Source organism: Streptomyces sp. NPDC003697, assembly GCF_053587115.1.
In genome coordinates this window covers 98,766-110,382 of record NZ_JBSFNN010000014.1, presented here as the reverse complement: position 1 = coordinate 110,382, position 11,617 = coordinate 98,766, and the positions used below count along the sequence as shown (strand labels likewise).

The window sequence follows — 11,617 nt, the reverse complement described above, 5'->3', positions numbered from 1 at the left end:
GTCGCCTTCGTCGTCGGCGCGGCGTCGAACGCCTCCCGGCCGGCCGTGCAGGCGATGATGGCCGACATCGTGCGGCCCGAGGACCGCGCCGGCCTCTCGCCGACACCTCCGGCGGGTTCCGGTCCGGAGGGGACCCCCGCCGCCGGCCCCGTCCCGCACCCGAACATCGTCCACCGCCAGCCGATCGTGCGCGGCGACGCGACCGAGGCGGCGAGGAGAGCGGACGTCGTCGTCACGGGCGAGTACCACTTCGGCATGCAGGACCAGGCCTTCCTCGGCCCCGAGTCCGGGCTCGCGGTCCCGGAGGAGGACGGCGGGGTCCACCTCTACGTCGCCACCCAGTGGCTCCACTCCGACCTGCGACAGATCGCGCCCGTGCTCGGCCTGCCCGAGGACAAGGTGCGTATGACGCTGGCCGGCGTCGGCGGCGCCTTCGGCGGCCGCGAGGACCTGTCGATGCAGATCCACGCCTGCCTGCTGGCGCTGCGCACCCGCAAACCCGTCAAGATCGTGTACAACCGCTTCGAGTCCTTCTTCGGCCACGTGCACCGCCACCCGGCGACACTGCGCTACGAGCACGGCGCGACGAAGGACGGCAGGCTCACCCATGTCAAGTGCCGCATCGTCCTCGACGGCGGCGCCTACGCCTCCTCCTCCCCGGCCGTCGTCGGCAACGCCGCCTCGCTCGGCGTCGGCCCGTACGCGGTGGACGACGTCGACATCGAGGCCGTCGCCCTGTACACCAACAACCCGCCCTGCGGCGCCATGCGGGGCTTCGGCGCGGTCCAGGCCTGCTTCGCCTACGAGGCCCAGATGGACAAGCTCGCCGACCGGCTGGGCATGGACCGGGTCGCCTTCCGGCAGCTGAACGCGATGTCCCAGGGCACGGTCATGCCGACCGGGCAGCGGGTCGACTCCCCGGCCCCGGTCGCCGAACTCCTGCGCCGGGTCAAGGCGTTGCCCCTGCCGCCGGAGCGCCAGTGGGAGAGCTCCGAGGGCGCCGACGTACGGCAGCTGCCGGGCGGCCTGTCCAACACCACGCACGGCGAAGGCGTCGTACGGGGCGTCGGCTACGCCGTCGGCATCAAGAACGTCGGCTTCTCCGAGGGATTCGACGACTACTCGACCGCCAAGGTGCGGGTGGAGGCCGTCGCCGGCCGGCCCGTCGCCACCGTGCACACGGCCATGGCGGAGGTCGGCCAGGGCGGTGTCACCGTCCACGCCCAGATCGCCCGCACCGAGCTGGGCGTCACCCAGGTGACGATCCACCCGGCGGACACGCGGGTGGGCAGTGCCGGTTCGACCTCGGCGTCCCGGCAGACCTACGTGACCGGCGGCGCCGTGCGGAACGCCTGCGCACTCGTCCGCGAGCAGGTCCTCGACATCGGCCGTCGCAAGTTCGGCTCCCACCACCCCGCCTGGGCGACCGCCGAACTGCTGCTGGAGGGCGGCAAGGTCGTCACCGACGCCGGCGAGGTGCTCGCCGACCTGGCGGACGTCCTGGAGGACGAGGCCGTCGAGGTCGAGGCGCAGTGGCGGCACCGGCCGACCGAGCCCTTCGACCCGCGCACCGGCCAGGGCAACGGGCACGTGCAGTACTCCTTCGCCGCGCACCGCGCCGTCGTCGAGGTCGACACCGAACTCGGCCTGGTCAAGGTGATCGAGCTGGCCTGCGCCCAGGACGTGGGCAAGGCGCTCAACCCGCTGTCCGTGGTCGGCCAGATCCAGGGCGGCACCACCCAGGGCCTGGGCATCGCGGTCATGGAGGAGATCGTCGTCGACCCGAGGACCGCGAAGGTGCGCAACCCCTCCTTCACGGACTACCTCATCCCCACCATCCTCGACACCCCGACCATTCCCGTCCACCTCCTCGAACTCGCCGACGAGCACGCCCCGTACGGGCTGCGCGGCGTCGGCGAGGCCCCCACCCTGTCGTCCACCCCGGCCGTCCTCGCGGCGATCCGGGACGCGACGGGCCTGGAGCTGAACCGCACACCGGTCCGCCCCGAGCACCTGACGGGCACCGCGTAGGCCTCCGCCGGCGGCCTCCGCTGCGGCGGACGGGTCACGCACGCGCCTCAGGGCCGCTCCAGGAGCCGGTTCACGGCCCGGCCGAACAGCGCGCGGGCCGTCCGTTCGACCAGCGGGTCGAAGAGGGCCGGAAGGAAGCGCACGCGGAGCGTCTCCCGCCAGATCACCCGGGCCCGGCCTCCCGGAGCGGGGCGGACCTCGATCTCGGCCCCTCCCAGGACGACCCGGCCCCGCTTCTCCAGCCGGCACAGGCCCGGCTCGCCGTCCGCCGGCGGACGCCAGACGGTGACCTCCATCGGGTCGTCGAAGCCGAGCGGGCCGACGGCCGAGCGGGCCACGAAGCGCGTGCCCTCACCGGTCGGCGCGGGGGTGACCACGGTGACGCGGGTCAGCGGCATCACGTCGCCGTGCCGGGGCCACTCGGTCAGACGCCGCCACGCCTCGTCGAGGGGGAGCGGCGGGGTGCGTTCGATCCGGAAGTCGGCCACACGGTGATCGTAGAGAAGGGGCCCGGCCCGGCGGGCCGTTCGGCGCCGGGTCACCCCCGCCTGGCCGACGGCTCTTCGTCCGGCGGTTCACGGACTGGTGCCGCCCCCGAGCGGATGGCTCCGGGTGCCGACGTCACGGTCGTGGGGTGCGCCGCCGCCGTGATTGCGCTAATGTGGATCTTGAGTTCACCGCCGGACGGCCGGTGGTGGCCACTGCGTTGGTGGTCCAAGGAAAGACGTCCCGCTTCCTGCGGGGAGATGCAGGTGCAAGGCCTGCCCGGCGCTCGACAGAACCCCGCCCCCGGACGCCCGGGAGCGGGGTTCTTCCGTGTGGCCGCCGGCCTGGCGCCGGTCCGGCGCGCCGTCAGCCGTGGTAGTTGATGTAGCCGTTGCCGTCGCGGTCGTTGGCGGACCTGGTGTAGGCGTGGACGTCCGCCCGGCTGCCGGAGGGCTTGTACAGGTAGATGGTGTCCCGGTCGTTGTTCCAGAGGAAGTTGCAGTTCTGGCGGTAGACGACGTTGCCGGCGTCGGAGTCGGTGCCGCGTCCGCCCCTCAGCTTCACGTAGTCGCCGGGCTGGAGGTAGTGGTTGGCCGTGAAGGCGAACCGGTTGCCGGTGGCGTCCTTCACGACGTAACCCTTGAGGTTGACGGTCGCGCTGCCCGAGTAGTTCTTGATCGTCAGGTACTCGTCCTTGGTGTTGCCGCTGCTGCAGCTGTTGGAGTCCCGTCCGGGAGCGTCGTACTGGACGCCCTTGACCTTCAGCGCGGACGAGTACTCGGCGGCGTGCGCCGGCGCGGCGACGGCGGCGAGCGTTCCGGCGGTGACGGTCGTGGTGGCCGCGATGGCCAGGGCGGAGCGTATCCGCATGAGGTGTCCCCCCTCAGTGGTGCGATGAAAACCTCAGGAGAATATCCGACAAGTGCCCCGCGTGTGACGGGGAGATGGAGAAATGGTGAAGAGGATGGAAGTGCGGTTCCGTCTTCACCGGAGCCTTCCGATCCTCGACCGCCCGTTCGGCTTCAGGGGCGCGGGTCCGCTCATGCGGCCGCGCTCGGTGTCCCTCTCGGTTTGCGCCGGCCGGCCGTCGAACACCTGGGCGAACAAGTCGGGCGAAGTGTGCGAATTCGCCTCAGGGTTACTCAGGGCGACACACGCGTGAGGCCGAGAGCCGACACACACGCGCGAGGCCGAGAGGGAGGAGAACCCCGTGAGCGGACGCACCTGGCGCCGGGCACTGGTCACCGGCGGAGCCGGCTTCGTGGGATCCCATCTGTGCGCGCGGCTGCTGGACGCCGGCGCCGCAGTCCTGTGCCTGGACGACCTCTCCACCGGCTCCCGCGCCAACGTCGCCGAACTGGAGCGCCGGCGCGCTTTCCGCTTCGTGCCGGCCGACGTCACCGACGCCGAAGCCGTGCGCGGCCTGCCCGGCCGCTTCGACCTCGTCCTGCACTTCGCCTGCCCGGCCTCGCCCGCCGACTACCTGCGGCTGCCGCTGGAGACCCTCGACGCCGGCAGCACGGGCACCCGCAACGCCCTGGAGCGCGCCCGCGCCGACGGCGCCCGCTTCGTCCTCGCCTCCACCTCCGAGGTCTACGGCGACCCCCTGGAACACCCGCAGCGCGAGGACTACTGGGGCAACGTCAACCCGGTCGGCCCGCGCAGCGTCTACGACGAGTCCAAGCGCTTCGCCGAGGCCCTGGTCACCGCGCACCGCGCGGTCCACGGTACCGACACCGCCATCGTGCGCATCTTCAACACCTACGGGCCCCGTATGCGCACCGGGGACGGTCGGGCCGTGCCGGCCTTCATCGCACAGGCCCTGGACGGCATGCCCCTCACCGTCGCCGGCGACGGCACCCAGACCCGGTCCCTGTGCTACGTCGACGACACCGTCGCCGGCGTCCTCGCGCTGGCCGCCTCCGCGGAGAGCGGACCCGTGAACATCGGCGGCACCGACGAGCTCACCGTGCTGGACCTCGCCCGGCGGATCCTGGAGCTCACCGGGTCCGCCTCGCGCATCCGGTTCGTCGACCGGCCCGTCGACGACCCCGGCCGACGCCGGCCCGACACCCGCCTGGCCCGCGAGCGGCTCGGCTGGCAGCCGCGCGTGCCCTGGAGCGAGGGGCTGACACGCACCATCGGCTGGTTCGCCCGCGCGGCCGCGGCCTGAGCCGTATGCCCGGCACCCGGCGCCCGGCGACTGCCGTCCGGCTCGGCGGCCGGCGACCGTCCCCGGCCGCCGGCCACCCCCCGAGGCCGCCCACGAAAGCCGCCTGGGCGCCCGCGACGGCCCCCGGGGCCGGCCGCGGCCGCTGAGCCGACCGGCGACGGCCACCAGGGCCACCCGCGACGGCGGCCGAGCCAACCCCCGGCCGCCCCGGCCGCCCGGGTACCCGAGCCGCCCGGCTCCCGCGCCCCACGCATCCCGAGTCGCGCGGCACTCGGCACCCGAGCCGCGCGCGCCGCGGGCCGCCGACCGTGCCCGCCCGAACCGTACTGACCTGCTGCGGTGGGGCGATGTGCGGTACTTGGGACGAAGAGTGACATTCTGCTGCTCAACCGGACAGTTGCCTTCATATGTTTGAGACAGTCGCATTGCGGCACCCAGTGCCCATAGGCCCCATCAGCCGAACGGGACGGAGCGCCCATGCGCATCCTTGGTATCAACGCCCTGTTCCACGATCCGGCCGCCGCGCTCGTGGTCGACGGCAGGACCGTCGCGGCCGCCGAGGAGGAGCGGTTCAGCAGGCGCAAGCACGGCAAGCGCCCGGTGCCGTTCTCCGCATGGGAACTGCCCGAGCTCTCCGCCCGCTGGTGCCTGGAGCACGCGGGCATCCGCGCGGAGGACCTGGATGCCGTCACGTACTCCTTCGACCCCGCCCTCGCCCGGCCCGCCGGTGACATGGGGCTGCGCGACCCCTGGGACCCGCTGCGCCTGGAGTACGCCCGTCGCGCGCCTCAGTTCCTCGCCGAGGCGCTGCCCGGGCTCGACCCGGCCAAGGTCGTCTTCGTCCCGCACCACGTGGCACACGCCTGCTCCGCCGGGCCCGCCTCCCCGCACCCCGACAGCGCCGTCCTCGTCCTCGACGGCCGCGGCGAGTGCGCCTCCCACCTCGCGGGCCGCTTCGGCGACTGCGGGCTCGACACGCTCGCCGCGCAGGAGCTGCCCCACTCCCTCGGCCTGCTCCACGAGGAGCTGACGGCCCACCTCGGCTTCCTGCGCAGCAATGACGAGTACAAGGTCATGGCGCTCGCCTCCTACGGCAAGCCGCGCTTCCTGCCGCAGTTGCGCCAGCACGTCCACGCCACCGGTGACGGCGGCTTCCGCGCCCACGGCGTCGACTGGGCCGAGTTCGCCCCGCCGCGCGCCGGGGGCGAGGGGTGGGCCCAGGACCACGCCGACCTCGCCGCCAGCTGCCAGGCCGCCCTGGAGGAGGTGCTGCTCGACCTCACCCACTGGCTGCACCGCGAGGCCGGCGGCGAGGCCCTCACCATGGCCGGCGGCGTCGCCCTCAACTGCGTCGCCAACTCCAAGATCGCCGAGCGGGGCCCGTACCGCCATGTGTGGGTCCAGCCCGCCGCAGGCGACGCCGGGACCGCGCTCGGCGGCGCCCTGTACCTGGCCGCCCGCGAGGGCCGCGCCCAGCCGATGCCCGGCGCCGACCTCGGGCGCGGCTGGAGCGAGGAGGAACTGCGCCGGTGGCTGGAGGAGGCCGGCGTGCCGTGGGAGCGGCCCGCTGACATCGCCGAGACGGCCGCCGAGGAACTCGCCCGCGACGGCGTCGTCGCCTGGTTCCAGGGCCGCAGCGAGTACGGCCCGCGCGCCCTCGGCCACCGCTCCCTGCTCGCCCACCCGGGCCGGGCCGACAACCTGGAGCGGCTGAACCGGGTCAAGGGCCGCGAGGAGTTCCGGCCCGTCGCGCCGATGGTGCTCGCCGAACGCGCCCACGAGCTGTTCGAGGGGCCGCTGCCGAGCCCGTACATGCTCTTCGTGCACGACGTCCGCCGTGACTGGCGCGACCGGATCCCGGCCGTGGTGCACGTCGACGGCACCGCGCGCATCCAGACCGTCGAGGAGCGCCGGGAACCGCTGGTCGCCCGCATGCTGCGCGCCTTCGAGGCGCGCACCGGGCTGCCCGTCGTGGTCAACACCAGCCTCAACACCGCCGGCCGCCCCATGGTCGACGACCCCCGCGACGCACTGGAGTGCTTCGGCTCCGCACCCGTCGACCTGCTGGCGATCGGCCCGTACGCGGTGCGCCGGGGGAGGGCGTACGCATGAGCCACACGCCTGGCGGGCTGCCGTACGCCGTCGTGATCCCCACGCTCGCCCGGGACACGCTGGCCGACTGCCTTGCCGCGCTCGCCGCCGCCACCGGGCCCCGGCCGGAGGAGATCGTCCTCGTCGACGACCGGCCCGACCCGGAGCCGGGCGTGCTCGACCACGCGCTGAACGTGCTGGGGGACCTGCGCCCCCGCACCACCGTGCTCACCAGCGGCGGCCGCGGGCCCGCCGCCGCCCGCAACACCGGCCTGCGCGCCGTGACCGCGCCCTGGGCCGCCTTCCTCGACGACGACGTCCAGGTCGGGCCGCACTGGTGCGACCAACTCGTGCGCGACCTCGCCCGGGTGAGCCCGGACACCGGGGCCGTGCAGGGCGTCATCACCGTGCCGCTGCCCCGCGAACGCCGCCCCACCGATTGGGAACGCAACACCGCCGCTCTCGCGCGGTCCCGCTGGATCACCGCCGACATGGCCTACCGCACCGAGGCCCTCAAACAGGTACGCGGCTTCGACGAACGCTTCCGGCGGGCCTACCGCGAGGACGCCGACCTCGCGCTGCGCGTCCTCGACGCCGGCTGGCGCATCCGGCAGGGCCGCCGCACCACCCGCCACCCCGTGCGCCCCGCCGACCGCTGGGCGTCCGTGCGCGCGCAGCGCGGAAACGCCGACGACGCACTCATGCTGCGCCTGCACGGCCGCGACTGGTGGCACAAGGCGGTCGCCCCACGCGGCCGCATACGCTCCCACCTCGCCCTCACCGCCGCCGGTGCGGCGGCCTGCGCGCTCGCCGCGGCCCGGCGGCCCCGGGCCGCCGCCCTCGCCGCGCTCGGCTGGGCCGCCGGCACCGCCGAGTTCGCCTGGGCGCGCATCGCCCCCGGGCCGCGCACCCGCGACGAGGTGACGACCATGATCGCCACCAGCGTGCTCATCCCGCCCGTTGCCACCTGGCACCGGCTGAGCGGACTGTGGCGCCACCGCGGCGCCCCCGCCTGGCGGGAGGTGGCGCCGTGAACAGCGTCAGGGCCGTGCTGTTCGACCGGGACGGCACCTTGGTCGAGGACGTCCCCTACAACGGCGACCCCGACCGCGTCCGTCCGGTCGCCGGCGCCCGCGAGGCGGTCCGGCTGCTGCGCGCCGAGGGCATCGCCACCGGCGTCGTCACCAACCAGTCGGGCATCGCGCGCGGACTGCTGAGCACCGGCGACGTGCTGCGCGTCAACCAACGCGTCGACGACCTCCTCGGCCCGTTCGACGCGTGGGCGGTGTGCCCGCACGGCCCCGGCGACGGCTGCCCCTGCCGCAAGCCGCAGCCCGGCATGATCCTGTGGGCGGCCGGACGGATCGGCACCGCCCCCGCGAACGTCGTCGTCATCGGCGACATCGGCGCCGATCTGGAGGCCGCCCGCCGGGCCGGCGCGCACGGCATCCTCGTGCCGACTCCCGCGACCCGGTCCGAGGAGGTCACCGCCGCCGCGTGCGTCGCCCGCGACCTGCTGACCGCCGTCCGCGCGGTGCTGGCCGGCCCGCCACGGGCGAGCGTCCCGACCGGCGCCGGGCCCGCCGGCGGCGCGGCCCGCGCCGCCGGCGGGCGGCCCCACGACGGCGCCGGCCGGAGGACGCGATGAAGGCCCTCGTCACCCGCCTCGACAGCTTCGGCGACGTCCTGCTCGCCGGGCCGGCGATCCGTGCCGTCGCCGCCCGCGCCGACCGGGTCACCCTGCTGTGCGGGCCGCGGGGCGAGCCCGCCGGGCGCCTGCTGCCCGGTGTCGACGACATCGTCGTCTGGGACGCCCCGTGGGCCGGGTTCGAGCCGCCGCCCGTCGACCGGCGGGAGATCGAGGCACTGCTCGGCGCCCTGCACGCCGACACGGCCCTGGTGCTGACCTCCTTCCACCAGTCGCCGCTGCCGACCGCGCTGCTGCTGCGCCTGGCCGGCGTCCGGCGCATCGCCGCGGACAGCGTGGACTACCCCGGCTCCCTGCTCGACGTACGCCACCAGCGCGCCCCGCACACCCACGAGGTGGAGGCCGCCCTGCACCTCGCCGAGGCCGCCGGCTTCCCCCGGATGGACGACGGACGGCTGCGGGTGCTGCCCCCGCCGGACACTTCCGGCCTGACCGGTCCCGAACCGTACGTCGTGCTGCACCCCGGCGCCAGCGTCCCCGCCCGCGCCTGGAGCCGGGAGCGCTGCGCCCAGGCCGTACGCGAACTCACGGCGGCCGGGCACCGGGTGGTGGTGACCGGCGGGCGGGGCGAACGCCGGCTCACCGCCCGGGTGGCCGGTGAGCACGCACTCGACCTCGGCGGCCGCACCGCCGCCGGTGAACTCGCCGGCGTCCTGGCCGGCGCCCGGGCCGTCGTCACCGGCAACACCGGCCCGGCCCACCTCGCGGCCGCCGTCGGCACGCCGGTCGTCTCCCTGTTCGCCCCGGTCGTCCCCGCCGAGCGCTGGCGCCCCTACGGCGTCCCGTACGTGCTGCTCGGCGACCAGAACGCGCCGTGCGCGGACAGCCGCGCCCGGCTGTGCCCGGTTCCCGGCCACCCGTGCCTGGAGTCGGTGACCGCGCACGACGTGCTCGCCGCCGTGGAGAAGGTGATGCAGGCGTGAGGATCCTGATCTGGCACGTGCACGGCTCCTGGACGACGGCGTTCGTCCAGGGCCCGCACACCTACGTCGTCCCGGTCACCCCCGGCCGCGGGCCCGACGGCCTGGGCCGCGCCCGCACCTTCGACTGGCCCGACACGGTGGTCGAGCTTTCCCCCGAGCGGCTGCGGGACGCCGGCATCGACGTGGTGGTCCTGCAACGCCCGCACGAGCACGCCCTGGTGGAGCGGTGGCTGGGCCGCCGCCCGCCGATGGTGTACCTCGAGCACAACGCCCCGCACGGGAACGTCCCCGACACCCGCCATCCGGTCGCCGGCCTGCCCGGCGTCCCACTGGTCCACGTCACCCACTTCAACCGCCTGATGTGGGACGCCGGGAGCGCCGAGACCACCGTGGTCGAACACGGCGTCGTCGACCCCGGCCCCCTGTGGACCGGCGGGGTACCGCACGCCGCCGTCGTCGTCAACGAGCCCGTCCGGCGCGGCCGCACGACGGGCACCGACCTGCTGCCCGCCTTCGCACGGGCCGCCCCGCTGGACGTGTTCGGCATGGGGACGGACGGCCTCGCCGGCCACCTGGGCCTGCCTCCCGGACGCTGCCGCAGCCGTGAACTCGTCCAGCGGGACCTGCACCGCGCGATGGCCCGGCGCCGCCTCTACGTCCACCCCGTCCGCTGGACGTCCCTCGGCCTGTCCCTGCTGGAGGCGATGCACCTGGGCATGCCCGTGGTCGCCCTCGCCACCACCGAGGTGACCGAGGCGGTTCCCCCGGACGCCGGAGTGGTCTCCAACCGGATCGACGTACTGACCCGGGCCGTACGGGACTTCGTCGCCAACATGCCGTACGCCCGCGCCGCCGGCGAGGCGGCCCGCACCGCGGCGCTCGCCCGCTACGGGCTCCCCCGCTTCCTGGACGACTGGGAGCGGCTGCTGAAGGAGGTGACCCGATGAGGATCGCCATGGTGTCCGAGCACGCCAGTCCGCTCGCCGCGCTCGGCGGGGTGGACGCCGGCGGCCAGAACGTGTATGTCGCCCGCCTCACCGAGGAACTGGCGCGGCGCGGTCACGACGTCACCGTCTACACCCGCCGCGACCGCACCGGGCTGCCCGACCGCGTGCCACTGCCCGGCGGCGCCGTCGTCGAGCACGTGCCCGCGGGTCCGCCCGAACCGCTGCCCAAGGACGCGCTGTTCGCCCACATGCCCGCCTTCGGCGACCACCTGGCACGCGCCTGGGCCCGGCAGCGCCCCGACGTCGTGCACGCCCACTTCTGGATGTCCGGCATGGCCTCCCAGCTCGGCGCGCAACCGCACGGCGTCCCGGTCGTCCAGACCTTCCACGCCCTGGGCACCGTCAAGCGGCGCCACCAGGGCCGGGCCGACACCAGCCCGGCCGAACGCGTCGGCGTCGAGCGGCAGATCGGCCGCACCTGCGAACGGGTCCTGGCGACCTGCACCGACGAGGTCCGCGAACTGGCCGGCATGGGCGTGTCGACCCGCCGGATCTCCGTGGTGCCCTGCGGCGTCGACGCCGGGCACTTCCGACCCGGGACGGACACCGGCGGCGCCCCCGCGCGCGAGCGGCGGCACCGGATGCTGGCCTGCGGCCGGCTGGTCCCGCGCAAGGGCTACGACCAGGCCGTCCGCGCGCTGGCCCGCATCCCGGACACCGAACTCGTCGTCGCCGGCGGCCCGCCGCCGGACCGGCTGCACACCGAGCCCGAGGCCCGGCGGCTGCTGGAACTCGCCGAGCGGAAGGGCGTCGGCGACCGGGTGCGCCTGCTCGGCGCCGTCGATCCGCGCCGGATGCCCGCGCTGATGCGCAGCGCCGACCTGGTCCTGTGCACACCGTCGTACGAACCCTTCGGCATCGTGCCGCTGGAGGCCATGGCGTGCGGCGTGCCGGTCGTCGCCACCGGCGTCGGCGGCCACCGCGACACGGTGGTCGACGGGCACACCGGCCGGCTCGTGCCGGCGGGCGACCCCCCGGCGATCGCGGCCGCGGTCCGCGACCTGCTCGGCAGCGACCGCACACGACGGCACTACGGAGCGGCGGGCCGCGAACGCGTCCTCGCCCGCTTCACCTGGCGGCACGTCGCCGGCGGCGTCGAAGCGGTCTACCGGCGGGTCGTGACCGGCCCCGGACTGCCGTCGGAGGTGGCGTGATGGGCCACGGAACGCGAACGGCCCGGGCGGACGGCACCGCCGTC

10 protein-coding genes are annotated in these 11,617 nt (G+C 75.1%); 8 read left to right on the top strand and 2 right to left on the bottom strand.

Going from position 1 to position 11,617, the window contains the following annotated elements:
• Positions 1 to 2,031 (top strand): molybdopterin cofactor-binding domain-containing protein (locus ACWDNY_RS08645; RefSeq protein ID WP_451644993.1); only part of this gene is annotated, 2,031 nt, incomplete at its 5' end.
• Between the two features lie 47 nt (positions 2,032 to 2,078).
• Here the strand turns inward: ACWDNY_RS08645 and ACWDNY_RS08640 are convergent.
• Together ACWDNY_RS08640 and ACWDNY_RS08635 are read right to left on the bottom strand one after the other, a co-directional pair.
• Complete coding sequence (locus ACWDNY_RS08640; protein ID WP_451644992.1) at positions 2,079 to 2,519, bottom strand: SRPBCC family protein; 441 nt, start codon at positions 2,517 to 2,519, stop codon at positions 2,079 to 2,081.
• Positions 2,520 to 2,883: 364 nt separating this feature from the next.
• Positions 2,884 to 3,387: a lamin tail domain-containing protein gene (locus ACWDNY_RS08635; protein ID WP_451644991.1), complete on the bottom strand. Its 504-nt coding sequence runs from the start codon at positions 3,385 to 3,387 to the stop codon at positions 2,884 to 2,886.
• 340 nt (positions 3,388 to 3,727) lie between these two features.
• On the opposite strand from ACWDNY_RS08635, the gene ACWDNY_RS08630 reads away from it, so the two are divergent.
• The 7 genes from ACWDNY_RS08630 to ACWDNY_RS08600 all read left to right on the top strand — a co-directional run bounded on the left by ACWDNY_RS08630 (position 3,728) and on the right by ACWDNY_RS08600 (position 11,573).
• Entirely contained in the window at positions 3,728 to 4,690 is a 963-nt protein-coding gene (locus ACWDNY_RS08630) for an NAD-dependent epimerase/dehydratase family protein (RefSeq protein WP_451644990.1), read from the top strand.
• 477 nt (positions 4,691 to 5,167) lie between these two features.
• Positions 5,168 to 6,802, top strand: a complete 1,635-nt coding sequence (locus ACWDNY_RS08625; protein ID WP_451644989.1) for a carbamoyltransferase family protein — start codon at positions 5,168 to 5,170, stop codon at positions 6,800 to 6,802.
• Positions 6,799 to 7,815, top strand: a complete 1,017-nt coding sequence (locus ACWDNY_RS08620) for a glycosyltransferase (protein WP_451644988.1) — start codon at positions 6,799 to 6,801, stop codon at positions 7,813 to 7,815. The genes ACWDNY_RS08625 and ACWDNY_RS08620 overlap by 4 nt, the downstream gene beginning before the upstream one ends.
• On the top strand, positions 7,812 to 8,429 hold the full coding sequence (locus tag ACWDNY_RS08615) for a D-glycero-alpha-D-manno-heptose-1,7-bisphosphate 7-phosphatase (protein WP_451644987.1): 618 nt from the start codon (positions 7,812 to 7,814) through the stop codon (positions 8,427 to 8,429). The genes ACWDNY_RS08620 and ACWDNY_RS08615 overlap by 4 nt, the downstream gene beginning before the upstream one ends.
• A complete protein-coding gene (locus ACWDNY_RS08610; protein ID WP_451644986.1) occupies positions 8,426 to 9,412 on the top strand; it encodes a glycosyltransferase family 9 protein in 987 nt (328 codons plus the stop codon). The genes ACWDNY_RS08615 and ACWDNY_RS08610 overlap by 4 nt, the downstream gene beginning before the upstream one ends.
• Positions 9,409 to 10,359, top strand: coding sequence for a glycosyltransferase (locus ACWDNY_RS08605; protein WP_451644985.1), 951 nt, complete (start codon positions 9,409 to 9,411; stop codon positions 10,357 to 10,359). Before ACWDNY_RS08610 ends, ACWDNY_RS08605 begins: the two co-directional genes overlap by 4 nt.
• Positions 10,356 to 11,573 (top strand): glycosyltransferase, encoded by a 1,218-nt coding sequence (locus ACWDNY_RS08600; RefSeq protein ID WP_451644984.1) that lies wholly within the window; start codon positions 10,356 to 10,358, stop codon positions 11,571 to 11,573. The genes ACWDNY_RS08605 and ACWDNY_RS08600 overlap by 4 nt, the downstream gene beginning before the upstream one ends.
• The last annotated feature ends 44 nt before the right edge of the window (positions 11,574 to 11,617 follow it).

What these genes read in the sequence shown, in the direction of transcription:
- ACWDNY_RS08635 (WP_451644991.1), bottom strand. Translation starts at nt 3,387, where the DNA reads ATGCGGATACGCTCCGCCCTGGCCATCGCGGCCACCACGACCGTCACC.
- ACWDNY_RS08625 (WP_451644989.1), top strand. Translation starts at nt 5,168, where the DNA reads ATGCGCATCCTTGGTATCAACGCCCTGTTCCACGATCCGGCCGCCGCG.
- ACWDNY_RS08620 (WP_451644988.1), top strand. Translation starts at nt 6,799, where the DNA reads ATGAGCCACACGCCTGGCGGGCTGCCGTACGCCGTCGTGATCCCCACG.
- ACWDNY_RS08610 (WP_451644986.1), top strand. Translation starts at nt 8,426, where the DNA reads ATGAAGGCCCTCGTCACCCGCCTCGACAGCTTCGGCGACGTCCTGCTC.
- ACWDNY_RS08600 (WP_451644984.1), top strand. Translation starts at nt 10,356, where the DNA reads ATGAGGATCGCCATGGTGTCCGAGCACGCCAGTCCGCTCGCCGCGCTC.